The sequence below is a fragment of the Streptomyces purpureus genome (genome assembly GCF_014648195.1).
In the GTDB taxonomy this organism is placed as follows: Bacteria; Actinomycetota; Actinomycetes; order Streptomycetales; family Streptomycetaceae; genus Streptomyces; species Streptomyces purpureus.
On record NZ_BMQQ01000031.1, the window covers coordinates 1 to 22,217 of the forward strand.

Genomic DNA, 22,217 nt, shown 5'->3' on the forward strand with positions numbered 1-22,217 from the left:
TCCTCCGAACGGGCGGAGAGCGCCGGGGACGAGGAAGGTTCCTCCGAACGGGCGGAGAGCGCCGAGGGCGAGGAGGGCTCCTCCGCCGCGCGGAAGGAGCCCCGTACCGCTAGCGGATCCGGCGAAGCGGCCACTTCCGGTTGACCAGGAGCACCGCCCCGGCCACGACCACCAGCACCCCGCCGCAGATCCCGAGCGCGATCCCGACCCCGCCGGACTTCTCCGCCGTCGAGGCCTTCGCCAGGGCGGTGTCACCGTCCTTCGCCGGCCCCTTGGAGGCGTCGCCGCCCGTACGGGCCGACTTCGGCGGCACCAGCTCGCCGACCGGCTTCACCTTCCCGGACGCCGCGAAGCCCCAGTCGAGGAGGCGGGCCGTCTCCTTGTAGACCGCGGAGGACTCCTTGGACGACGGGTTCATGACCGTCACCAGCAGCACCTTGCCGTCGCGCTCGGCCACGCCGGTGAAGGTCGCGCCGGCGTGCGTGGTGTTGCCGTTCTTCACCCCTGCGATGCCCTTGTACGGGGTGACGCCGTAGGCACCGGTCAGCAGACGGTTGGTGTTCTGGATCTCGAACGTCTCGCGCTTCTTGCCGGGCTGCTGCTCCCCGGGGAACTGCGCGCGCACCGTCGCGGCGTACTCCCGGAAGTCCGGCTTCTGCATCCCGCTGCGGGCGATGAGCGTGAGGTCGTACGCGGAGGAGACCTGGCCGGGGGCGTCGTAGCCGTCCGGGGACACGACATGCGTGTCCAGCGCCTGGAGCTCGGCGGCGTGGTCGTTCATGTCCTTGACCGTCTTGGGGACGCCGCCGTTCATGGCGGACAGGACGTGCACCGCGTCGTTGCCGGACTTCAGGAAGACACCGAGCCACAGGTCGTGGACGGTGTACGAGAGCTTCTCCTTTATCCCGACAAGGCTTGACCCCTCGCCCAGATTGGCGAGCTCGGCCGGGGCGACCGTATGCGTCTGCTTCTTCTGGAGCCTGGGCAGCAGGGCGTCCGCGAAGAGCATCTTCAGGGTCGAGGCGGGGGGCAGCCGCCAGTGCGCGTTGTGGGCGGCCAGGACGTCACCCGTCTCGGCGTCCGCGACGATCCACGAGCGGCCGGAGAGCTCCTTCGGCAGCACCGGCACGCCCGGCGCCAGATTCACCTGCGTGCCGGGCTTCCCCAGCAGCTTCCCGCCGACCGTGGACATGACCGCCGGCGGCTTGGGCTGCTTGTCCTCCGCGGGGCCCCCGGGCTTCGTGGGGCTGGCGAAGGCGGGCGCGGCGGTGAGCAGAGGCAGCAGCGCGGCGGCGGTGACCGTCACAGCGGTCTTTTTCATGGCAGACACGGTCGAGAACGTACATGGATAGATCACAGAACCGAACACCGCGGGGCGGTATGTGGCGGACGACTGGGCTCCACTTCCCTCGGGCGCAGGGCGCGCCCGGGGCGCACGACCCCGCCGCCCCCCAACCGCCCCGGCCGGTGATACTGAACCCATGAAGCTCACCCGTCCCGTCGCCTGGTTCCTGCTCGCTTTCGGGGTGTGGAGCTGGTTCATCTGGATCACTTTCGTCAAGAACCTGTGGGGCAACGCAAGCGGGCTCGCTTTCGACGACGCGGGTGACCCCACCGGGTACTTCTGGGTCCATCTGCTGCTCGCCGTGACGTCCTTTCTCCTGGGGACGGGCATCGGCGTGATCGGGTTGCGTGGCGTGCTCGCATTGCGACGCGAACGACGCGAACGACGAGACCGCGGATAGGGGTGTCGGGACGTGCTGCTCTTCCTGCTCGTGCTGCTTGTGGTGCTCACCCTGCTGGCCGGGGTGCACTGGTACGTCTGGCGCCGGCTGGTGCGCGATGTCACGGTGCGCGGAAGCGTGGCACGCAGGGCGGGGACGGTGGCGGCCGTCGTGCTGCCCCTGCTGTCCCTCGCGGCGCTGACCTCGGCCCGCGCGGGCGCCCCCTTCTGGCTCCAGCAGACGGTGGCCTGGCCCGGCTACCTCTGGCTCGCCCTGCTGCTGTACGTGGTCCTCGCCCTGGTGGCGGGTGAGGCGGTCCGCCCGCTCCTGATGTGGTGGCTCAACCGCCGGGCCTCGGCGGCGCAGACTCCGGCCGTGTCCGTGGCGGGGGCGTCGGCGGCTGAGCCCGGGCCGGTCCCGTCGGCGGCCGACGGCCCCGAACCGGCCGTCACCACCTCCGCCGTGGTCGCGGCGCCCAGCGCGCCGGACGCCTCAGTCGCGACGGCGGGCGGCCCGGCGGCGGCGCTCGCCGAAGCGCCGGCGCCGCCGGAGCAGCCAGCCACCCCGGCCCCAGCCCCGGCCCCGGCTCTCGAGTCCCCTCGGCCCCACCTCTCCCGGCGGCTCTTCGTCTCCCGGGTCGTCGGCGGGGCCGCCGCCGCAGTCGCGGGCGGGACCGTGGCTTACGGGACGAACGGGGTGCTGCGCGGGCCCCGGGTCAAGCGGGTGACCGTGCCGCTCGCGAAGATCGGGCGCGGGGTGCACGGCTACCGGATCGCCGTCGTCTCCGACATCCACCTCGGACCGGTCCTCGGACGGGCCCACGCCCAGCGGATCGTGGACACGATCAACAGCACCCAGCCGGACCTCATCGCCGTCGTCGGCGACCTCGTCGACGGGACCGTCGAGAACCTCGGCCCCGCCGCCGAGCCGCTGGCGCAGCTCAGGGCGAAGGACGGGGCGTACTTCGTCACCGGCAACCACGAGTACTTCTCGGGCGCCGACGCCTGGGTCGACCACGTCCGGGAGCTCGGGCTGCGGCCCCTGCGCAACGACCGGGTCGAGCTCGGCGGGTTCGACCTCGCCGGGGTCGACGACGTCGCGGGGGAGAACGAAGGCAAGGGCCCCGACTTCGCCAAGGCGCTCGGGAACCGGGACCGGGCGCGCGCCTCCGTGCTGCTCGCCCACCAGCCGGTGGTGATCCATGACGCCGTCCGCCACGGCGTCGACCTCCAGCTCTCCGGTCACACCCACGGCGGGCAGATGTGGCCCGGCAACCTCATCGCCGACCTCGCCAACCCGACCCTCGCCGGGCTCGAGCGGTACGGCGACACCCAGTTGTACGTGTCCCGGGGCGCCGGTGCCTGGGGGCCGCCCGTACGGGTCGGGGCGCCGTCCGACATCACGCTCGTGGAGCTGGCCTCCCGCCAGGCGTGAGCGGGGGCCGTACGCCTTTGGGCCGTCGGGCCCGTCAGGCCTTCTTCGTGGAGCGCTTGGGCTTGCCCGAGGCCGCCATGCCGGCCGCCGTCGGCATGAAGTCGGCGAGGAGTTCGTGGGTCTCCTTGACCAGCGGCCGCAGCAGCCGGAAGCGGGAGAGCGAGATCGCCCGGGCCGAGACCGGTGCCAGCCGCTCCACCAGACGGCGGCTGTTGGCGCATCCTTCGGAGCGGTCGTACACCCAGAACAGCACCAGGCCCATCTGCTGGAGCCACAGCAGCTGGGGAAGCGCCTCGGCGAGTTCCGGGTCGATCTTGACGGACGCGCCGGAGATGACCCGTCGGTGGACGTCGATCGCGGCCTCGCGCGGCCCCTCCGACTCGGGCGAGAAGGGGCTCAGGGGGCTGTCGGGGTCGGCGGCGTTCTTGAAGAACTGCGCCGCGAACTCGTGGTACGGCTCGGCGATGTCGAGCCAGCCGAGCAGGACCCCGCGGATGCGTGCCGCGAGGTCCTTCTCGTCGCTGTCCAGGATTCCGGCGACGGCCGCCTGGTGCTCGTCGGCGATCCGGTCGTAGAACCCCTGGACCAGGTGTTCCTTGGAGGAGAAGTAGTAGTAGGCGTTCCCGACGGAGACTCCGGCCTCCTGGGCGATGGCCCGCATGGTCGTCTTGTCGTAACCGCGGTCCTTGAAGAGCCGGAGGGCGGTTTCGAGGATGAGGGTGCGGGTCTGCTCGCTCTTGGGCGCCTTGGCGGGCTTGTCGGCCGCCGCCGCCTTCACTTCCTTCTCTTCCTTCACGGTGCCCGAGCCTAGCCGTGCCCGGCCGGTGCTCCGCACCGCCCGTCCGCGCAGCTCGGAGCCGTGGCCTCGCGCCATTTGGCGGCGGCGAGCACACAGGCCCGGGCGAACGGGGCGCCGGCCGGAGTGGCCAGCCAGTGGGCCCTGGGCCGGTGTTCGGCCAGTGCCCAGAGGCAGACGATCCAGGCGGAGGTGCCACGGTAGATCTGGCCCGCGTCGCCGACGACCGTGATCTCCGCCAGGGTGGCGTCGTGGTCGAGGCCGGGGAAGCGTCGGCGGGCCTCCTGGGACCCGGCGGGCACCAGCTCGATCGGGACGAGCTGGTGCTGCCGCAGCAGCCAGGCCCGCACATGCACGCAGAGCGGGCACTGGGCGTCGTAGAGCACCGTGAGCCGGGTGACCGGTGTGACGGGTGTTCCCGGGGCCATGACGGTCATGGGTGCCTCACGCGCGGGTGGTGGGAGCGGCCCAGGGGCCCTGGCCCGTACCGGTCCAGCCCTGCGGGGGCACCGGCGGCACCTGCTCGCGCTCCATCACACCCCGGCGGCGGATCTTGTTGAGGACGTAGACGTTGCCGAGGTGCATGACACCGAGGACGAGCAGGACGACGCCCTGCTTCACCGACAGTGCCTCGAAGAGCCCGCGGGCGTCGGCGACCGTCTCGTCCTGGCTGAGGTAGAGGGCGACGAAGCCGAAGTTGACGAGGTAGAAGCCGACCACCAGGAGGTGGTTCACGGCCTCGGCGAGCTTCTCGTTCCCGTGCAGGACATCCGCGAGGAAGATCTTGCCGTTCCTGCTCAGGGTCCTTGCCACCCAGATGGTCAGCGCCACGCTGATGAGCAGGTAGGCGATGTACGCGACGACAGTGAGGTCCATGCCCCACCCTCCCTTGAACGCGTTCAAAAGGTTGATGTCCTTGACTGTAGACCTATCTTTGAACGTGTTCAAGCCGGGGCTGCCCGGGCGGAAAAGCGCAGGCGCCGCCTGTGCCCGACGCCTACGCTCACCGGCGTGACACTTACTCATGACATCGCCGGCGACGGCCCCACCGTCCTCCTCCTGCACTCCTCGGTCTGCGACCGGCGTATGTGGGACCCGCAGTGGCAGCCCCTCGTGGACGCCGGGTACCGCGTGGTGCGCTGCGACTTCCGCGGCCATGGCGAAACCCCCGCGGATGCGGGGGACTACAGCGACGCCGAGGACGTACGGGAGATGCTGGACGCCCTCGGCGTCGACCGGGCGGCCGTCGTCGCCTCGTCCTTCGGCGGCTATGTCGCTCTGGAGTTCGCCGCCGCCCACCCCGGGCGGGTGACGGCCCTGGCCCTGCTCTGCGCGGGCATGCCCGGCCATGAAGCGGGCCCGGAGCTGCGCGACTTCGACGCCCGCGAGGACGCCTTCTTCGACGCGGACGACATCTCCGGCGCGGTCGAACTCAACCTGGATACATGGCTCGGCCCGGACGCGGACGCCGACGCCCGCGCGAAGGTCCGGGTGATGCAGCGTCACGCCTTCGACATCCAGCTCGCCGCCGATGCCGAAGCCGAGGAGCAGGGGGCGGAGGAGGCTCAGGAGGCTCAGGAGGACCCCGCCGTCGACCTCGGCCGCATCACCGCCCCCACCCTCGCCGTCTCGGGCGCGCACGACGTCTCTGACTTCCGGGAGATGGCCAGGACCCTCGCCGCCACTCTCCCGGCCGCCCGCCATGTCGAGCTGCCCTGGGCGGGCCATCTCCCCTCCATGGAGCGCCCCAAGGAGACCACGGCCCTCCTGCTCGACTTCCTCGCCGCCCCCGCCGCGCCGTAAGGGATCACTCGCGGCCGAACCGTCGTACGCCCGGCACCAGTGCCGTCGCCAGGCAGCTGCCGCCGACGAGGACGGCGGCGGCCGCCAGCGGGACCTCCGGGCCCCAGGCCGAGGCGGCGGCGGGGGCCAGGGCGTAGGCAAGGGGCATGGCCGCGAGGGAGAGCAGCCAGTCGTAGGAGGTGACGCGGGCCAGGGCGTGGGGCGGGAAGGCGCGCTGGACCGCCGTCTCCCAGACCGGCGAGAGGAAGCCGAGGCCGGCCTGCGCGAGGCCGTACGCGGCGATCGTCACCGGCGCCGGGGCCGATATGGCCAGCAGGAGCAGCGGGGCCGCGTAGAGCGCCAGGCCCAGATTGGCCGTGAGGACCGGCCGCCGCGGACGGGCCCGGCCGGCCAGCAGCGAACCGGCCAGCAGGCCCACCGCACCGGTCTGGAGCATCACCACCCAGGTGGCTTCGCCGCCGAGTTCGGCCAGCACGATGGCCGGCCCGAGCGTCATCAGCACGGCGGCGGCGCCGTTCCACGCGGCATGGGCGATCAGGCTCGTCCAGTACCAGTCCCGGCTCCGGACCTCGTGCCAGCCCTCGGCGAGGTCGGCCGCCAGCGAGCGGCGAGGGATCGGCACGCGCTCGACCCGTACGGCCACGAGCAGCGCGGCCGAGAGGGCGAAGGTCGCGGCGTCCAGGACGAAGGCCCAGCCCGGCCCCGCCGTGACGATCAGCAGTCCGGCGCAGGCCGGACCGCCCAGTCGGGTGGCGCTCTCGGCCACCCCCATCGCCGCGTTGGCCCGCTGCAGGGCCTCCTCGGCGACGACCCCCTTGAGCAGCGGGGAGGCCGTCGGCATGGCGAAGGCCCCGGCCGCGCCGCCGACCGCCCCGGCCGTGGCGATCACCGCCAGGTCCGGTGCGCCGGAGAGCATCTGCGCGCCGACCAGGAGCTGGCAGGCGCACCGGACGAGATCGGTGACAAGTGCGACCGTGCGCGCGTTGAAGCGGTCGCCCACCACCCCGCCCAGCGGCAGCAGGAGCAGCTTGGGGACCATCGCGCAGGCCAGGACCAGCGCGAGGGCGGAGGTGGAGCCGGTGGCCTCCAGCACGGCGAGGCCGAGCGCGGTGGGGATGACGGCGTCGCCGAGGAGGGAGAGGGTGCGCCCGGCGAGCAGCAGTTGGAAGGGGCGGGTGCGTAGCGGGTGTGGGGTGGGCGTGGCAGGGGATGTGGATGTGGGCGTGGGTGTGGACGGCATGGCGGCAAAAGTATTTCGCCACCGAATAATTCGCCAACGAAATATTCGGCGCCGAAGTACGTCGTGGGCCGTGGCCCCCGACGTACCATCGGTTCCATGGAGACCGAAGGCCCGCGCGACTGGACCGACGAGCACGTGGCGCGCTGGAAGCCGGTTCTGCCCGACCTCGACCCGGACGTCGAGGGCGCCGTCACCCGTATGAAGAAGCTCTCCGTCCACCTGCGGCGCGTCCGCGAGCAGTCCCTCGCCGACTTCGACCTGGAGCGGCACGAGTTCGACACCCTCCACAAGCTCGCCGGCCGCGGCGGCAGCGCCGCCCCCTCGCAGCTCTCCGTCGACCTCGACCTCGCACCCGCCTCCGTCACCGGCCGCCTCGACGCCCTGGAGCGGCGCGGCTTCGTGCGGCGTACGCAGTCCACCCACGACCGCCGCAGGGTCGTCGTCGAACTCACCGAGTCCGGCCGCTCCACCTGGCTCGGCGCCATGGACGTCCTCGGCCACGAGGAGGACCGGCTGCTCGGCGTCCTCGACCGGGACGAACGCGCCCAGCTCAACGCCATGCTGCGGCGCATCATGCTGCTGGCCGAGGAGGACGACCGTCGCCACGGCCCGCTCTAGCCGCGGTCCGCGCCGGAGGTCACCGACGGCCAGGCCTCAGATGCTCAGCGAGCGGGCGTAGTTGATCTGCCCCATCACCCAGTGGATCGTGTCCGGGCCCGTCGCCGGGATCATCGTCGAGTGGTGGCGGCCGCCGCTGGTCACCGTCACCTGGATGAAGCCCGTCGTGGTCTTCTCCTTCATCAGGAGGAACAGCAGACCCAGCAGGCAGAAGATGAAGAAGATGACGGCCAGGACGATGGCGACCGTCGGCATCCTCTCCTCGGTACGGGACATGTCCGTGGCGTTCCACACCGCACCCTTGAGCGGCATCGTGCCCGCGGGCGTGACGATCGAGTCGCCCATGACCGTGATGTCACCGAGGGAGAGCAGCGGACCGCCGCCCGCCGCCGGTACCCCGGCACCGGCGCCCATCGGCGCGGGCTGCTGCGGATAGCCGTAGCCCGGCACGGGGTTCGGGTTGGCGTTCGGGTAGCCGTAGCCCGGCGTACCGGGCGGCTGGGTCGGTCCCCACTTGTACTCCCCGTCCGAGGCGTACGGGTTCGGCTCGCTCATTTCTCCCCGATCTGACGGTGTCCGGGCGCGGAAAAGCCCGCCTCTGGACGCTGAGCGTACAGAAGCGGGCTTCCGGCCGTACAACCCGTCAGAAACGACGCGTGATCAGCGCGCGCTTCACTTCCTGGATCGCCTTGGTGACCTCGATACCGCGCGGGCAGGCGTCCGTGCAGTTGAACGTGGTGCGGCAACGCCACACGCCGTCCTTGTCGTTGAGGATCTCCAGACGCTGCTCTCCGGCCTCGTCACGCGAGTCGAAGATGAAGCGGTGCGCGTTGACGATCGCGGCGGGGCCGAAGTACTGGCCGTCGTTCCAGAAGACCGGGCAGGAAGACGTGCACGCGGCGCACAGGATGCACTTGGTGGTGTCGTCGAACCGCTCGCGGTCCTCGGCCGACTGCAGCCGCTCACGGGTGGGCTCGTTGCCCTTGGTGACCAGGAACGGCATGACGTCCCGGTACGCCTGGAAGAACGGCTCCATGTCCACGACCAGGTCCTTGAGGACCGTGAGGCCCTTGATGGCCTCGACCGTGATCGGCTTCTCGGGGTTGATGTCCTTGATCAGCGTCTTGCAGGCGAGCCTGTTCTTGCCGTTGATCCGCATCGCGTCCGAGCCGCAGATGCCGTGCGCGCACGAGCGACGGAAGGTCAGCGTGCCGTCGACGTCCCACTTGATCTTGTGGAGACCGTCGAGCACACGCTCCTTCGGGTCGATCTCGATCTGGAAGTCCTCCCAGACCGCCGCGTCCGACACCTCGGGGTTGAAACGGCGGATCCGGAAGGTGACCGTGATGTAGGGGGAGGCCTGGGACTTGGCCACGGCCTCTGCCTTGTCCATGACGGGGGTAGCCATCAGTACTTACGCTCCATCGGCTGGTAGCGGGTCTGGACGACCGGCTTGTAGTCGAGACGGACGGTCTCGGAGCCGTCGTCGCCGACCTCGCGGTACGCCATGGTGTGGCGCATGAAGTTGACGTCGTCGCGGTTGGGGTAGTCCTCGCGGTAGTGACCGCCGCGGGACTCCTTGCGCGCCAGGGCCGAGACGGCCATGACCTCGGCCAGGTCGAGCAGGTTGCCCAGCTCGATGGCCTCCAGCAGGTCCGTGTTGAAGCGCTTGCCCTTGTCCTGGATGGACACGTTCAGGTAGCGCTCGCGCAGCTCGGCGATCTTCTCGACGGCCGTCTTGATGGTCTGCTCGGTACGGAACACCATCACGTTGGCGTCCATCGTCTCCTGCAGCTCACGGCGGAGCTCGGCGACGCGCTCCGTGCCCGTGGAGTTGCGCAGCCGCTCGACCTGCTCGGCGACGAACGCCGCCGGGTTCTCCGGCAGCTCGACGTAGTCGGACTTCGCCGAGTACTCGGCGGCGGCGATACCGGCCCGCTTGCCGAAGACGTTGATGTCGAGCAGCGAGTTGGTGCCCAGACGGTTGGCGCCGTGCACGGAGACACAGGCCACCTCGCCGGCCGCGTACAGACCCGGGACGACGGTGGTGTTGTCCGCCAGGACCTCACCCTCGACGTTGGTCGGGATGCCGCCCATGGCGTAGTGCGCGGTCGGCTGGATCGGGATCGGGTCCGTGTAGGGCTCGATACCGAGATACGTCCGCGCGAACTCGGTGATGTCCGGGAGCTTGGCGTCGAGCTGCTCCGGCGGCAGGTGGGTGAGGTCCAGGAAGACGTGGTCGCCCTCGGGACCGCAGCCGCGGCCTTCGCGGATCTCCGTGTAGATGGAGCGCGAGACGACGTCACGGGACGCGAGGTCCTTCATGACCGGCGCGTACTTCTCCATGAAGCGCTCGCCGTCCTTGTTGCGGAGGATGCCGCCCTCACCACGGGCGCCCTCCGTCAGCAGGATGCCCATGCGCCAGATGCCCGTCGGGTGGAACTGGAAGAACTCCATGTCCTCCAGCGGCAGACCGCGGCGGTAGCAGGCCGCCTGGCCGTCACCGGTCAGGGTGTGCGCGTTGGAGGTCACCTTGAAGAACTTGCCGGTGCCGCCCGAGGCGTAGATGACGGCCTTGGCCTGGAAGATGTGGATCTCGCCGGTGGCCAGCTCGTAGGCGACCACACCGGCCGACCTCTTGACGCCGTCGACCTCGGTGATCAGCTGGTCCAGGACGTAGAACTCGTTGAAGAACTCCACGCCCTCCTTGACGCAGTTCTGGTACAGCGTCTGGAGGATCATGTGACCGGTGCGGTCCGCGGCGTAGCAGGACCGGCGGACCGGGGCCTCGCCGTGGTTGCGGGAGTGGCCGCCGAAGCGGCGCTGGTCGATGGTGCCGTTCGGGGTCCGGTTGAACGGCAGACCCATCTTCTCCAGGTCGAGGACGGCGTCGATGGCCTCCTTCGCCAGGATCTCGGCGGCGTCCTGGTCGACCAGGTAGTCACCACCCTTGACCGTGTCGAAGGTGTGCCACTCCCAGTTGTCCTCCTCCACGTTGGCGAGCGCGGCGGCCATGCCGCCCTGCGCGGCGCCCGTGTGGGAGCGGGTGGGGTAGAGCTTCGTCAGGACCGCGGTGCGGCTGCGCTTCGTCGCCTCGATGGCGGCGCGCATGCCCGCGCCACCGGCGCCGACGATGACGGTGTCGTACTTGTGGATCTTCATGACGTGGATTACCTCAGCCCCGTGCCTAGCGGATGTTCGGGTCGAAGGTGAAGATCACCAGCGTGCCCAGAAGGATGGTGAACACCGTGGCGGTGTACAGCAGGCCCTTGAGCCACAGACGCGTGTTGGCACGCTCCGCGTAGTCGTTGATGACCGTACGGAGGCCGTTCGCGCCGTGCAGCATCGCCAGCCACAGCATCAGCAGGTCCCAGACCTGCCAGAACGGCGAGGCCCAGCGGCCGGCGACGAAGGCGAAGCCGATCTTGGAGACGCCGCCGTCGAGGACGAGCTGGATCAGCAGGTGGCCGATGACCAGGACGACCAGGACGATGCCGGAGAGGCGCATGAAGAGCCACGCGGCCATCTCGAAGTTGCCGCGGGTCGAGCGCGGGGTCTTGCCGGTGCGCTTGCGCGGGGCCTCGATGTACGGCGCGGGGTTGTCCACGTCGTAGACGGAGCCCTCGACGGGCCCGATCGCGGAAGAGGTGTCAGCGGACATGTCTGGCCTCAGCTCCCGAAGACTTCAGCGGCGGCGTGGCCCAGCACGGGGTACAGCGCACCTGCCATCAGCACGATCCAGATGCCCATGACGGTCCAGAGCATCTGCTTCTGGTAGCGCGGGCCCTTGGACCAGAAGTCCACGGCGATCACACGCAGGCCGTTGAGAGCGTGGAAGAGGATGGCGGCGACGAGGCCGTACTCAAGGAGCGCGACGATCGGCGTCTTGTAGGTGGCGACCACTTCGTCGTAGGCCTCGGGGGAGACGCGGACGAGAGCGGTGTCCAGCACGTGTACGAACAGGAAGAAGAAGATGAGGACGCCGGTGACTCGATGAGCCACCCAGGACCACATTCCTTCCCGGCCGCGGTACAGCGTTCCAGCCGGCACGGAAGAACCCTCCGGGAGCGGGGATCAGGGCCGGCCGCCAGTCTTCTACTAAAAGAGGTGCTCTGTCGGTCTGGCCCGGCCGGGTACGGTCCACCGGCCCCGGCCATCGTAGCGACGTGTTGTCGGTTCGCTCACTCGGGGTCGACAGGTGTGATCAAACAGGCAATCAAACAGGCACGGACGGGCTATCCGGCGCGCCGGCGCCGGTGGCGTCGGCGACGAGGTGGGCGAGCCGGGTGCGGGCGAGGCGGCGCAGCTCGTCGGCGGCGACCGCCCGCTCCTCGTCCCGTTCGTTGCCGAGCCGGGACCTGATGCCCGCCAGCACCTGGTTCAGGTGCTCGTCCGCCTCGTAGCCGTCGAGGCTGATCACGAAGGCGTGCCCGAAGCTGCTCTCGTACGCGGCATGGGCGGCGCGCAGCGCGGTGAGCGCGGCCGCCGGGATACCGGGGTGCGGGACGGCGGAAGCCTCGTCGGCCAGGGCCTCGTCGAGGTCGGGCGCGGAGAGGTCGTAGCTGGCCTCGTCGGCGGCGGCGAGCAGCGCGTCGAGGGTGGGGTAGGGGCGGTGGGCGGCGAGCCGCTGGGCCCAGCGGCGGCTGCCGCAGCAGGCGAGCAGGGCGGCCTCGGCGGCGCCCGCGGGGGCGGTGTTGAACCGTTCGAGTCCGGTATGGGAGGTGGCGCCGCGCGTCTGGCTGGGTATGGCCGTGGAGGCGGCGGTTCCGGTACGGGGTCCGGAGAGGTGGCCGGCGTGGGATTCGCTGGACAGCGTGGGCTCCTCGAACCGCTGAACGGCTGGGAAGGGTGGTGTGGGTGTGCCGCAACGCTATCGGCGGCCGGGGAGGCGTGTGCGACGGATGCGCTGTTTTCACCCGGACGGGAGAGTTTCGATCCCCGCAATGGACGTTCACCGGTCCTTTGTGTGCGTATATCACCGATTGGTGATCAATCGCCCGATGGGGGAGCATTTCGAGTGATGTGGAACTCCGCGCATCGGCGAACCGGCCGAATAGGCGGCGTGGCCGTCACGGCGGCCGCGCTGATCGCCGTCACCGCGACGGGCTGCGGCACCGGCTCCGGCGGCCCGGCGGGGGCCGGTACGACGCCGCCCGGCGTCACCAGTGCCGCGCCCGCCTCCCCCGAGGCGTCCCCGACGCCCAGCCCCACCCCGACCCCGACTCCCACGCGGACGTACGCCCTCTCCCGGGCGCCCGCGACCGTTCCGGCCGTCCGGGCGCACGAAGCCGCCCGGGGCCCCGGCTGGAAGCCCGGTCCCACCAGCTCCGTCGTCGTGGCCGAGGGCAGCGAGGCGCTCGCCGACGAGGGGCGGCTGCTCGCCGGGGAGCTCAAGATCGACTACCGCGGCGCCGAACCCGTCCGCGCCGGGGACGTCGAACTCGCCCTCGCCCCCTCCGGCGGCGGCCCCGCGGAGTCGTACACCCTCACCACCCGCGACAACCGCGTCCGGATCACCGGCCCCGACGAGGCCGGCGTCTTCTACGGCACCCGGACCGTCAAGCAGGCCCTGAAGTCGGGCACGACCGTCCCCGAGGGCGTCGTCACCGACCGCCCCGACCGGCCGCAGCGCGGACTCAACCTCGACATCGCGCGCAAGCACTTCACCGCGGACTGGATCGAGGCACGGCTGCGGGAGATGGCCGACCTCAAGCTCAACCAGTTCGGCCTGCACTTCTCCGACGACCAGGGCTTCCGTATCGCCTCCGACTCGCACCCCGAGGTCGTCTCCGCCCAGCACCTCACCAAGGCCGAGGTCCGCCGGATCCTCACCCTCGCCCAGAGCCTGCACATCACGGTCGTACCGGAGATCGACTCGCCCGGACACCTCGGCGCCGTCCTCAAGGCCCACCCGCAGCTCCAGCTGCGCAACGTCCAGGGCACCCCGCGGCAGGGCGCGATCGACATCTCCAAGCCCGAGTCGGCCCGGATCGTCGACGACCTGCTGCGGGAGTACGCGGGACTCTTCCCGGGCGGCTGGTTCCACGTCGGCGCCGACGAGTACCAGGCGCTGACCGTACGCGACCCGCAGGCCTCCTACCCCCAGCTCGCCCAGGCCGCCCGGCAGAAGTACGGCGCCCAGGCCCGCGTCCAGGACCTCGCCGAGGGCTGGCTGAACGACCGGGCCGCCGTCGTCGCCGGCGCCGGGAAGAAGGCCAAGGCCTGGAACGACGGCTTCTTCTCGGGCGGCGTCGTCACCGCCGACAAGGGCATCGAGGTCGAGTACTGGACGGGCAAGGAGATCGGGGCGCGGCCGCCGCTGGAGTACCTGCGCGAGGGCCGGCAGGTCGTGAACCTCAACGACGAGTACCTCTATTACGTGCTCGGCGAGCCCAACGAGTTCACGTACCCCACCGGGCGGCGCATCTACGAGCAGTGGACCCCGCTGGTCCTGCGCGGCACCACCGCAGTCCCGGCCGACTACTCCGACCAGATCCTCGGCGCCCGGCTCGCCATCTGGTGCGACCTGTCCCAGGCGCAGACGCAGGAGCAGGTGGCCGCGGGTATCCAGAAGCCGCTGGCCGCGCTCGCCCAGAAGGTGTGGGACCCGCGGAAACCGGCGCTGAACTGGGCGCAGTTCAACGCGTTGGCGGACCGGGTCCGCTGAGGGTTAGGGTCCAGGGCTTTCCCTTTTCCCGTTCGTACCCGTGGGGGGTCCTCCCGTCATGTCCAACGCGCCACTCGTGTCACTTCCGGTGTTCCGATCGCCTGTTGGGCCGGCGCACGCCGTGACGATTCTGCTCGGCGCGGTCGCCGCCACGGACCTGCTGATCATCGGGGCCGCGTTCAACGTCAGGGGCCTGATGCGGGAGGTCGGCTCCGGCGGCGGTACGTACACGCAGGACGAGCTGGACCTGGCCGACATCTTCATGGGCGGTGGCAGCCTGCTGTACGGCGTCCTGCTGATAGCGACGGCGAGCGTCTACATCGTCTGGTTCCACCGGGCCCGCTGCAACGCCGAGGTCTTCGCGCCCGACCTCCAGCGCCGGGGGGCCGGCTGGGCGATCGGTGCCTGGTTCATCCCGATCGTGAACCTGTTCATGCCGCGCGGGATCGCGGGGGACGTCTGGCGCGCCAGCTCCCCAGACCCGTACGGCCGCCCGGTGAGCACCGCTCTCCTCAACTTCTGGTGGGGCGCGTGGATCGTCAGCCTCTTCTACGACCGGTACGCCACGAAGACGTACGACAAGGCGGAGACCCCCGGTGAGATCGCCGACGCCGCGACGCTCGTGATGACCGGCGCCGCGTTCGACATCGGCGCGGCCGTCCTCGCCATCCTCGTCGTACGCAAGGTGACGGCGATGCAGCACGCCAAGGCGACCGGAGGTGTTGTTCCGGCCACGCTGTGACACATTCCGGCCACGTGGCGCAGTAAGAGGAAGTACTGCGTCCGCGACGGGAGGCGTCCCATGACGTCGGCAACGAGCCGAAGCCTGCTGGAACTGATCGCACAGGCCGACGAGCGGAGTCTCGCCGCGTCCGGGCTCGCCTGCCTGGACCGCTGCCTGCCACTGCTCGGCCCCGACGCCGCCGATGTGCTGCGGCCGGTCTGGGCGGCCGTGGCCCGGGGCGGCGGTCCGGCCTGGACCGAGACGCTCACCGAGGCGGGCGCGGCGCTGTCCGGCGGCGGGGACGGCGAGAGCGCCGCGCTGGTACGGAAGATGCTGGGCGCCGCGCCCGCCGCGTGGGCGGCCGGGCCGCTGCGGGAGTGGGCCGACAACTGCTCCGCCACCGCGCTCGGGCTGCACGCCCGCTTCGACGCGGGCGGGGCGGAGGAGCGCGACGCGCTCGTCGAACGCTGCCGCTCGGGCGACACCACCGACGCGGGCCCGCTCCTCGCCGGCGAACTCCGCCGCCAGCACGCCATCCTGGACGCCGTCTCCCACGGCCCCACCGGACTCCGCCGCGCCCGCGAACTCTCGTCCGAGGGCCGCCGCGTCCTACGCGCGGTGGTCTCCCGCCGGGCCCGCACGACCTGACGCACCGCGGGGCGCGGCGCCTCGGTCACGCGCATGACGCGCCGCCGGAGCGTGCGGGCAGAGCTAGGCGCCGCGGTGCCGCCCCGCCGCGCGCCTGGCCGGCCCGAAACCCTTGCCGGGACGGGGTTCCACCCCGGGACCCCGGGGCACTGACGCGCCTTCCGGCGCACCCCCGCGGCGCCGCGCGCCTGGCCGGCCGGAAGCCCCTGCCGGGCCCGGGGGCTCCGCCCGAGCCCCAAGGGCCCCCTGTGCCGCACCGTCGAGGCGCCGCGCGCTCGGGCCGGGGCTCCGCCCCCGAGCTCCCGGGGCGCGACGCCCCGCCCGTACGACCAAGGCCGGGGCCCCAATGGGGACCCCGGCCTTCGTCGTACTGCTCGCGTCGTCGCCCGGAGGGCTACGGCATCAGCGTCTGGCCGATGCGGACGCCCGTCGGGGCGCCCAGTTCCGGGGCGCTGTAGTAGCGGCCCGAGGAGGTGACGATTCCGTTCGTGCTGCTGTTGTCGATCTGGAGGATCGTGCCGCTGGACGCGTCCTCGCCCTCCGCGCCGATCGCGATGTCCGCACGCAGGTAGCCGGACAGGTCGGTCAGCGACACCGAGGAGCCGAGGCGGTCGCCGGGCTCGGGGGTGCCGGGGACGCCGCCCGCGCCCTGGGCGTAGGCGGTGGAGCCGGTCGCCGTCGGGCCGGTGGAGGCGCCACGCAGGAGGATCACGAAGCCCGCGTCCTTCTGCGTGCCGTTCCTGACGATCTCCTTGCCGGGGACACCGGTCATGATGTCGCCGAACCCGTCGAGGTTCACATCGCCCACGGACACCGACGCGCCCATGTCGTCACCGACCGTCCCCGCGCCGGGGACGTACGCCGAGTCCTGGCCGAGGGTCTTGCGGGTCGGCGAGGTGAGACCCGTCGAGGAGCCGAAGACCGTGGTGACCGCGCCGCCCTTGAAGGTGTGCCCCGACTCGGTGCCGGACGGCTGGCCGACGACCACGTCCGCGTAACCGTCGCCGTTGATGTCGCCCGTGGCGAGCGAGCGCCCGCCGGGCGCGTCCAGGATGCCGACCCGCTGGAGGCCGGTGGCCGAGCCCTTCAGCCACAGCAGCTTGCCCTTGAAGGCGAGGTCGCGGTAGTTGACGGCGACGTCGGTGTACCCGTCCTTGTTGAAGTCGCCGCTGACCGCCGAGGCGTAGGCGACGCCCGCGGTGTACGCGGCGGTGTTCAGGTAGCCGTACTGCACCTGGCCGGTCGCCAGGTTCCAGGCCCACCAGCGGCCCGGCTTGCCCGGCGCGACGCCGAGGATGTCGGCCTTGCCGTCGGCGTTGAAGTCACCGACCGTGACGGCGGTGCCGAGCCGCTCCTCACCGACGCGCAGCGAGGTCGGGATGCCGTAGTACCCGCCGGTGTTCAGGCCGGGGCCGTACAGGACGGTGACCGAGCCGTTGTACTTCTGGGTGCTGGTGAGCCGCTTGCCGGGCGAGCCGACGACCAGGTCCGCGTAGCCGTCGCCGTTGATGTCGCCCCAGGCGCTGCCGGTGCCGAAGAGGTCACCGGCGACCGAGGCGCCGGGGACGCCCTCGCTGTTCTGGTCCAGGTTCTTCTTGACCTCGTGGCTCGGGCCGTCGGTGGTGCCCGGGAGCACGGTCACGCGGCCGGAGTTGGTGGCGGTCCTCGGCAGACCGGCGACCAGGTCGGTGATGCCGTCCCGGTTGAAGTCGGCGGTCGGGATCGCGGAGTTGCGGCCGGGCTTGGCGGCGAAGTCCCGGATGGCCGCGAGCTTGTTGTAGAGGTTCACGCCCGGGCAGGCGGTGGCGAAGGCGTCACGGTGCCCGGAGATGGTGTTGAAGGTGACGTCCGCGCCCTCGGAGGTGGTGCCGTCCGGGTTGGTCTCGATCCGGGTCAGCGTGACCTTGGCGGTGGGGGAGACGCCGTACTGCCCCAGCTTGTAGGCGGCGACGCGGGCGGCCGACTCCAGCGCGGCCTTGGTCGGCTTCGTCTCCTCGAAGTTGCCGATCAGGGCGATGCCGGTGGAGTACGAGTTGAAGCCGTACGTGTGCGCACCTCGGACGGGCAGGTCGGCGCCGCCGCCCCGGCCCTCGAAGATCCGGCCGCACTTGTCGACCAGGAAGTTGTAGCCGAGGTCGTTCCAGCCGTTGCCCTGAATGTGGAAGAGCATGATCGCGCGGACGATCGCGGGCGACTGGGAGCAGCTGTAGTTGTTGCTGTCGGTGGTGTGGTGGATGTACACCGCCTGGATCTTGTCGATGTACTCCGCCGGGTCCTCGACCTTGGTCTCGTCGGCGCCCCACTGCGCGCGCGAGATGATCGGCGGCTTCACCGTCGTGGACGGCAGGGCCGTCGGAACCTGCGGCGCCGGGTCCTCCTGCGCCGCGGCCGGGGCCGAGGAGGTCGCCTTCGCGGGGACCGAGGCGGCGGGGGAGGCGGACGCGGACGCGTCGGCGGCGGGTGCCTCGGAGGTGGCGGGCGCGGCCGGGGCGTCGGTGGCCGACTCCGTCGGCGACGTGGCCGGCGCGGTCGTCTCCTCCATGGCGAAGGCGGCGGGCTCCATGCCCTCGGCGGCGCCGGTCACCGCGTCGGGTGCCTTGGCCTCCTGCGGGGTCAGACCGGGGTCGACCAGCGTGAGCTCCAGGCCCTTCGGCAGCGGGATCCGCGACCCGTTGGCGTCGATCACCCGGGCCTCGGCGGCGTCGGAGGGACCGACCCACAGCGGCTCGGTGGCGCCGCGCACACCGCTCGGCGAGCCCTCGGAGAGGTCGGCCGCCTTCTCCAGCTCCTTCCACTCGGTCCACTCACCGGTCTCGATCGACCGGGTGCGCACCTCCGCCTCACCGTCGAACTTCGCCTTCACCGAGTCCCAGGTGATGCCCACCATGGAGAACGTCTTGGTCTCGGTGGACGGCAGCTCGCGCTCGGTTCCGCTGCCCTTGAGGGCGTAGTCGAAGACCTGGCCCTTGCGTGGGGACGGTGCCTGCGCGACCGGTTCGTCGGACGGACTGGCGATGGCGACCGTGACCACACCGGTGCCGCCGAGCACGACGGCGCCCAGCGTCAGCCAGGCTCGTCTTTTGAGACTGAGCGGTCGGTACGCATGAGACCTGCGACGCGGGCTCAAATGCCCCACCCTTCAACGGAGTTGGTATTCGGCGCACACGTCTCGCGCGTGCCCCCCAACCACACAGCGTTTTACGGGCTTCTAACGTCACGCTTGACACATCGAATGTGGCGCGAATCACGTTTGGCGGCGCGTCACTTCGGAAGAGGGCTTCATGGAAGACGACCGGGGCCGCCACCCCCCACAGGAGAGGCCCCGGTCGCCGTCCGCCAGAGCCGCAGCACGGCCCCGTACTCCACTCAGCGCCATGGATGCGTTTTCTGTCACACCGCACAGGGTCAGGTCGATGTTGCACGTTGTACTAGACATGGACGTGACGCCCGGAAAGGACGTAGCGTGCTGCTGCGCGCTGGGCAGCGCGGCGGTGGTGACCAGCCGCGATGACGGACAGGTTGTGGGAGTGCTGGGGGACGACGCGGAGCTGACCGCCGCGGTGCTCGCGGCACAGGACGGGGACGAGGACGCCTTCCGGACTGTGTACCGCGCCGTGCACCCGCGGCTCCTCGGCTACATACGCACGCTGGTGGGCGAGGCGGACGCCGAGGACGTCACCTCCGAGGCCTGGCTGCAGATAGCCCGGGACCTCGACCGGTTCAGCGGGGACGCGGACCGGTTCCGCGGCTGGGCGGCACGTATCGCCCGTAACCGGGCACTCGACCACATGCGGATGCGGGGCAGGCGCCCCGCGGTCGGCGGCGACGAGACCGAACTCACCGACAAGCCCGCCGAGTCGGACACCGCCGGCGAGGCCCTGGAAGCCCTGGCCACCGGCCGCACCATGGATCTCATCGCCCAACTGCCCCAGGACCAGGCCGAGGCCGTCGTCCTGCGGGTCGTCGTCGGCCTGGACGCCAAGAGCGCCGCCCACACCCTGGGCAAACGGCCCGGAGCCGTACGTACCGCCGCGCATCGGGGCCTGAAGCGGCTGGCCGAACTGCTCGGCGCGGATCCCTCCGCCACGGGCGGCCAGCCCGCCGCGCTCGAAGCCGTACCATCGCAGCGCGGCCGCCGGGCGCGCGCCACCACCCCCGGCGGTGTGACGCATTCGCGGGCGCGGACGCAGAAGGACATGTGATGGCCGACGAGCGGTACAGATGGCTCGACCAGGACGCGGCAGAACGGCTGCTGCGCGGCGAGTCCGTCGACCCCGTCGACGACCACGCCCGTGACCATGCCGAACGGCTCGCCCAGGCGCTGGGCGCGGTGCGCCCCGACACCGTCGAGACCCGGGAACTCCCGGGTGAACGGGCGGCGCTGGCCGCCTTCCGGGCGGCGTCGGCCGCCCGCGGCCGGTCCCAGGCCGCGGGCCGCGCCGGAGACCTCGGAGCCGTCGAGCTCACCCCGCCCCCCTCCGCGGCGCGGCCGGTGCGCTGGGCCCGCCCGCTGCGCTGGGGCCTCGCCGCGTCGCTCGCCGGCATCGCCGTGGGCGGTGTCGCCGTCGCCGCGAGCACCGGCGTGCTGCCGACGCCGTTCGGTGGCGAGCGCGCGCCGGCCACCTCCGTCTCCACGGCCGCCACGCCCCCGCCGGTCGGCACACCGGACGCCACCGGCGTGCCGAGCCGCGCGCCGGAGCCGCCGGGCCTCGACAGCGCCACCCCGTCTCCGTCGGGTTCGCCCGTACGGCCCGAGGAGGGCGGGGCCGACCCCACCGACCCCACGAGCACCGGGGTGACCGGCGAGCCCGAGTCGGGCACGTCGTCGTCGGCGAAGCCCAACCGGGACAGCGCGGACCTGGCCAAAAAGACCGTCAAGGCATGCAAGGACTTCCGTGACGGCCAGCTGGACGGCGACCGCAGGCGTCATCTGCGGGCGGCGGCCGGCAATGAGTCGGTCAAACGTTTCTGCGACCGGTTGCTCGGCGCCACGAACGACGACGGCCGCACCGGCGGCGACGACGGCAACGGCGGTAAGGGCAGCAACGGCGGTAAGGGCGGCAACGGCGGCTCGGACGGCGAGAAGGGCGACGGCGCCGACGGCGCCGCGCCCGCGGTCTCCTTCAAGCCGGCCCCGAGGGAAGCCCCGGCGGAGGCGGAGGAGCCGCTGCCGTCGGTGGCCCCTGTGCCGAGCACGGTGGAAGTTTTCTGAGCGCTGGTTCTGCGGTCGGCCGGGGCCGCGGAGCCGCTGCCCTCGGTCGCCCCTGCGCCGGGCACGGTGGAGTTTTCCGAGCGCCGGCCCCGCGGGAGGTCCCGGCGGAGGCCGGGGAGCCGCTGCCGTCGGTCGCCCCGCGCCGGGCACGGTGGACGTTTTCTGAGCCCTCGTTCTGTGGTCGGCCGGGCCGGACAGCCCCTGCCGTCGGTCGCCCCTGCGCCGGACCCCGCCGAACTTTTCTGAGCCGCGCCACACCCCTCCGACCTGCGGTTTTCTTCTCCGTCTTACGGTCGGCCGAGATTCTGGCCAACGAGGTGTGACGTTTTTCCGCCCCGTGACGCAGTACTGAGTGAGCCGACTGGTCATCGGCCGCGCAGGAGCCGGGGTTCCCCCCGTACCTTCGGCTCCGCGCATATGGCGCGGGCGGGGCACGTTCCCCCGGTCCCGCCCGCGCCCTCTCCCTCTCCCTCTCGGGTCAGCTCACCAGTGGACGACGACCTTGTCGCCGACCTTCACCTGGTTGAAGACCTCCGCCAGCTTGGACATGTCCCGCACGTTGACGCAGCCGTGCGAGGCGCCGGCGTAGCCACGGGCCGCGAAGTCCGCCGAGTAGTGCACCGCCTGGCCCCGGCTGAAGAACATCGAGTACGGCATCTGCGTGTGGTACAGCGTCGACTTCCAGGTGCGCTCCTTGCGGTCCACCTTGAACGTGCCCTCACGGGTGGGGGTGTTCTCCGAGCCGAAGCGGACGTCGAACGACGACAGGACCTTGCCGTCGACCATCCAGGCGAGCGTGCGGCTCTCCTTGCTGATGCACAGCACCCGGCCGGTCAGACAGCGCGGGTCGGGCTTGTCCAGCTTGTTGGTGGTGGACGGCTTTAGCTCGTCGGCGGTCGGCTTGCGGGTCATCCCGAGCAGCTTCTGCCAGGTGATCTCGTCCACGGAACCGGTCTGCGGGAGCTCCCGCTTCTTCTGGAACGCCTTGACCGCGCCCCCGGTCATCGAGCCGTAGAAGGCGGTGGGGCTGCGGTCGAAGTAGCCGATCTGGCGCAGCCGGGCCTGGAGCTCGCGGACCTGCTCGCTCTCGTCGCCGTCCTTCATCAGGACCTTCGACTGCGGCGTAGGCGCCGCGCTCGACGGCGAGCCGGACGGCTTGTCGTCGGAGGGCTCCGCCGACGGCTCCGCGGACGACTCCCCGGAGGGCGACGCGGAGGGCGACGCGGAGGAGTCGGCCGACGCGGCGGCGGAGGGCGGCGTGGCCGGTGAGGACGCCGAGGGCGCTCCGGCCGAGCCGGCGGCCTGCGCCGTACAACCGGTGGCCAGGGCGACCGCCGCCGCGGCCAGGATC

Annotated in this window: 22 protein-coding genes; 9 read left to right on the forward strand and 13 right to left on the reverse strand. The window is 71.5% G+C overall.

The features are described 5' to 3' along the window. Positions 1 to 109: 109 nt before the first annotated feature. A complete protein-coding gene (locus IEZ01_RS28835) occupies positions 110 to 1,330 on the reverse strand; it encodes a D-alanyl-D-alanine carboxypeptidase family protein (protein WP_028797867.1) in 1,221 nt (406 codons plus the stop codon). A gap of 151 nt (positions 1,331 to 1,481) precedes the next feature. On the opposite strand from IEZ01_RS28835, the gene IEZ01_RS35270 reads away from it, so the two are divergent. Both IEZ01_RS35270 and IEZ01_RS28840 read left to right on the forward strand, forming a co-directional pair. Further along, positions 1,482 to 1,745 carry an SCO4848 family membrane protein gene (locus IEZ01_RS35270; protein WP_019888917.1) on the forward strand — a complete coding sequence of 88 codons (264 nt, stop codon included), beginning with the start codon at positions 1,482 to 1,484 and terminating at the stop codon, positions 1,743 to 1,745. 12 nt (positions 1,746 to 1,757) lie between these two features. Beyond that, positions 1,758 to 3,158: a metallophosphoesterase gene (locus IEZ01_RS28840; RefSeq protein ID WP_189204613.1), complete on the forward strand. Its 1,401-nt coding sequence runs from the start codon at positions 1,758 to 1,760 to the stop codon at positions 3,156 to 3,158. A 34-nt stretch (positions 3,159 to 3,192) separates the two neighbouring features. Here the strand turns inward: IEZ01_RS28840 and IEZ01_RS28845 are convergent, their stop codons facing one another. From IEZ01_RS28845 to IEZ01_RS28855, 3 genes are read right to left on the reverse strand one after another with little or no spacing between them, the layout of a single operon-like run. Then, positions 3,193 to 3,993 (reverse strand): TetR/AcrR family transcriptional regulator, encoded by an 801-nt coding sequence (locus IEZ01_RS28845; RefSeq protein ID WP_019888919.1) that lies wholly within the window; start codon positions 3,991 to 3,993, stop codon positions 3,193 to 3,195. After that, entirely contained in the window at positions 3,966 to 4,391 is a 426-nt protein-coding gene (locus IEZ01_RS28850; RefSeq protein WP_019888920.1) for a thiol-disulfide oxidoreductase DCC family protein, read from the reverse strand. The genes IEZ01_RS28845 and IEZ01_RS28850 overlap by 28 nt, the downstream gene beginning before the upstream one ends. A gap of 7 nt (positions 4,392 to 4,398) precedes the next feature. Next, positions 4,399 to 4,830 (reverse strand): hypothetical protein, encoded by a 432-nt coding sequence (locus IEZ01_RS28855; protein ID WP_019888921.1) that lies wholly within the window; start codon positions 4,828 to 4,830, stop codon positions 4,399 to 4,401. Between the two features lie 135 nt (positions 4,831 to 4,965). Here IEZ01_RS28855 and IEZ01_RS28860 point away from each other — a divergent pair, with 135 nt between their 5' ends. Further along, positions 4,966 to 5,757 (forward strand): alpha/beta fold hydrolase, encoded by a 792-nt coding sequence (locus IEZ01_RS28860; RefSeq protein WP_019888922.1) that lies wholly within the window; start codon positions 4,966 to 4,968, stop codon positions 5,755 to 5,757. 4 nt (positions 5,758 to 5,761) lie between these two features. Here the strand turns inward: IEZ01_RS28860 and IEZ01_RS28865 are convergent, their stop codons facing one another. Continuing rightward, complete coding sequence (locus IEZ01_RS28865) at positions 5,762 to 6,997, reverse strand: MFS transporter (protein WP_189204615.1); 1,236 nt, start codon at positions 6,995 to 6,997, stop codon at positions 5,762 to 5,764. 96 nt (positions 6,998 to 7,093) lie between these two features. Between IEZ01_RS28865 and IEZ01_RS28870 the strand changes: the two genes are divergently transcribed. Then, positions 7,094 to 7,615 carry a MarR family winged helix-turn-helix transcriptional regulator gene (locus tag IEZ01_RS28870; RefSeq protein ID WP_019888924.1) on the forward strand — a complete coding sequence of 174 codons (522 nt, stop codon included), beginning with the start codon at positions 7,094 to 7,096 and terminating at the stop codon, positions 7,613 to 7,615. 36 nt (positions 7,616 to 7,651) lie between these two features. On the opposite strand, the gene IEZ01_RS28875 is transcribed toward IEZ01_RS28870, so the two are convergent. The 6 genes from IEZ01_RS28875 to IEZ01_RS28900 all read right to left on the reverse strand — a co-directional run bounded on the left by IEZ01_RS28875 (position 7,652) and on the right by IEZ01_RS28900 (position 12,428). Beyond that, a complete protein-coding gene (locus IEZ01_RS28875; RefSeq protein ID WP_019888925.1) occupies positions 7,652 to 8,170 on the reverse strand; it encodes a hypothetical protein in 519 nt (172 codons plus the stop codon). A gap of 88 nt (positions 8,171 to 8,258) precedes the next feature. Further along, positions 8,259 to 9,023 (reverse strand): succinate dehydrogenase iron-sulfur subunit, encoded by a 765-nt coding sequence (locus IEZ01_RS28880; RefSeq protein WP_028797869.1) that lies wholly within the window; start codon positions 9,021 to 9,023, stop codon positions 8,259 to 8,261. After that, complete coding sequence (gene sdhA, locus IEZ01_RS28885; protein WP_019888927.1) at positions 9,023 to 10,777, reverse strand: succinate dehydrogenase flavoprotein subunit; 1,755 nt, start codon at positions 10,775 to 10,777, stop codon at positions 9,023 to 9,025. The genes IEZ01_RS28880 and sdhA overlap by 1 nt, the downstream gene beginning before the upstream one ends. A gap of 25 nt (positions 10,778 to 10,802) precedes the next feature. Next, entirely contained in the window at positions 10,803 to 11,276 is a 474-nt protein-coding gene (locus tag IEZ01_RS28890) for a succinate dehydrogenase hydrophobic membrane anchor subunit (RefSeq protein ID WP_019888928.1), read from the reverse strand. Between the two features lie 8 nt (positions 11,277 to 11,284). Continuing rightward, entirely contained in the window at positions 11,285 to 11,665 is a 381-nt protein-coding gene (gene sdhC / locus IEZ01_RS28895; protein ID WP_078513386.1) for a succinate dehydrogenase, cytochrome b556 subunit, read from the reverse strand. 166 nt (positions 11,666 to 11,831) lie between these two features. Then, on the reverse strand, positions 11,832 to 12,428 hold the full coding sequence (locus IEZ01_RS28900; protein WP_373287676.1) for a 2-oxo-4-hydroxy-4-carboxy-5-ureidoimidazoline decarboxylase: 597 nt from the start codon (positions 12,426 to 12,428) through the stop codon (positions 11,832 to 11,834). A 207-nt stretch (positions 12,429 to 12,635) separates the two neighbouring features. Between IEZ01_RS28900 and IEZ01_RS28905 the strand changes: the two genes are divergently transcribed. The 3 genes from IEZ01_RS28905 (at position 12,636) to IEZ01_RS28915 (ending at position 15,654) form a co-directional block, all read left to right on the forward strand. Further along, positions 12,636 to 14,282 (forward strand): beta-N-acetylhexosaminidase, encoded by a 1,647-nt coding sequence (locus IEZ01_RS28905; RefSeq protein ID WP_189204670.1) that lies wholly within the window; start codon positions 12,636 to 12,638, stop codon positions 14,280 to 14,282. A 121-nt stretch (positions 14,283 to 14,403) separates the two neighbouring features. After that, entirely contained in the window at positions 14,404 to 15,024 is a 621-nt protein-coding gene (locus tag IEZ01_RS28910; RefSeq protein ID WP_019888932.1) for a DUF4328 domain-containing protein, read from the forward strand. A 60-nt stretch (positions 15,025 to 15,084) separates the two neighbouring features. Continuing rightward, complete coding sequence (locus IEZ01_RS28915; protein ID WP_019888933.1) at positions 15,085 to 15,654, forward strand: hypothetical protein; 570 nt, start codon at positions 15,085 to 15,087, stop codon at positions 15,652 to 15,654. 394 nt (positions 15,655 to 16,048) lie between these two features. Here the strand turns inward: IEZ01_RS28915 and IEZ01_RS28920 are convergent, their stop codons facing one another. Continuing rightward, complete coding sequence (locus IEZ01_RS28920) at positions 16,049 to 18,703, reverse strand: FG-GAP-like repeat-containing protein (RefSeq protein WP_229833267.1); 2,655 nt, start codon at positions 18,701 to 18,703, stop codon at positions 16,049 to 16,051. A gap of 478 nt (positions 18,704 to 19,181) precedes the next feature. Between IEZ01_RS28920 and IEZ01_RS28925 the strand changes: the two genes are divergently transcribed. Together IEZ01_RS28925 and IEZ01_RS28930 are read left to right on the forward strand one after the other, a co-directional pair. Beyond that, positions 19,182 to 19,856, forward strand: a complete 675-nt coding sequence (locus tag IEZ01_RS28925) for an RNA polymerase sigma factor (RefSeq protein WP_189204672.1) — start codon at positions 19,182 to 19,184, stop codon at positions 19,854 to 19,856. Continuing rightward, positions 19,856 to 20,866, forward strand: a complete 1,011-nt coding sequence (locus tag IEZ01_RS28930) for a TrbL/VirB6 family protein (protein ID WP_189204621.1) — start codon at positions 19,856 to 19,858, stop codon at positions 20,864 to 20,866. Before IEZ01_RS28925 ends, IEZ01_RS28930 begins: the two co-directional genes overlap by 1 nt. A gap of 483 nt (positions 20,867 to 21,349) precedes the next feature. Here the strand turns inward: IEZ01_RS28930 and IEZ01_RS28935 are convergent, their stop codons facing one another. Further along, positions 21,350 to 22,216 (reverse strand): L,D-transpeptidase family protein, encoded by an 867-nt coding sequence (locus IEZ01_RS28935; RefSeq protein WP_189204623.1) that lies wholly within the window; start codon positions 22,214 to 22,216, stop codon positions 21,350 to 21,352. Between the last annotated feature and the right edge of the window lies 1 nt (position 22,217).

Excerpts from the sequence above, each read along its gene's own strand:
- IEZ01_RS35270 (WP_019888917.1), top strand. The coding sequence starts at position 1,482 with ATGAAGCTCACCCGTCCCGTCGCCTGGTTCCTGCTCGCTTTCGGGGTG.
- IEZ01_RS28850 (WP_019888920.1), bottom strand. The coding sequence starts at position 4,391 with ATGACCGTCATGGCCCCGGGAACACCCGTCACACCGGTCACCCGGCTC.
- IEZ01_RS28855 (WP_019888921.1), bottom strand. The coding sequence starts at position 4,830 with ATGGACCTCACTGTCGTCGCGTACATCGCCTACCTGCTCATCAGCGTG.
- IEZ01_RS28865 (WP_189204615.1), bottom strand. The coding sequence starts at position 6,997 with ATGCCGTCCACACCCACGCCCACATCCACATCCCCTGCCACGCCCACC.
- IEZ01_RS28870 (WP_019888924.1), top strand. The coding sequence starts at position 7,094 with ATGGAGACCGAAGGCCCGCGCGACTGGACCGACGAGCACGTGGCGCGC.
- IEZ01_RS28875 (WP_019888925.1), bottom strand. The coding sequence starts at position 8,170 with ATGAGCGAGCCGAACCCGTACGCCTCGGACGGGGAGTACAAGTGGGGA.
- IEZ01_RS28880 (WP_028797869.1), bottom strand. The coding sequence starts at position 9,023 with ATGGCTACCCCCGTCATGGACAAGGCAGAGGCCGTGGCCAAGTCCCAG.
- sdhA (WP_019888927.1), bottom strand. The coding sequence starts at position 10,777 with ATGAAGATCCACAAGTACGACACCGTCATCGTCGGCGCCGGTGGCGCG.
- IEZ01_RS28890 (WP_019888928.1), bottom strand. The coding sequence starts at position 11,276 with ATGTCCGCTGACACCTCTTCCGCGATCGGGCCCGTCGAGGGCTCCGTC.
- IEZ01_RS28905 (WP_189204670.1), top strand. The coding sequence starts at position 12,636 with ATGTGGAACTCCGCGCATCGGCGAACCGGCCGAATAGGCGGCGTGGCC.
- IEZ01_RS28915 (WP_019888933.1), top strand. The coding sequence starts at position 15,085 with ATGACGTCGGCAACGAGCCGAAGCCTGCTGGAACTGATCGCACAGGCC.
- IEZ01_RS28930 (WP_189204621.1), top strand. The coding sequence starts at position 19,856 with ATGGCCGACGAGCGGTACAGATGGCTCGACCAGGACGCGGCAGAACGG.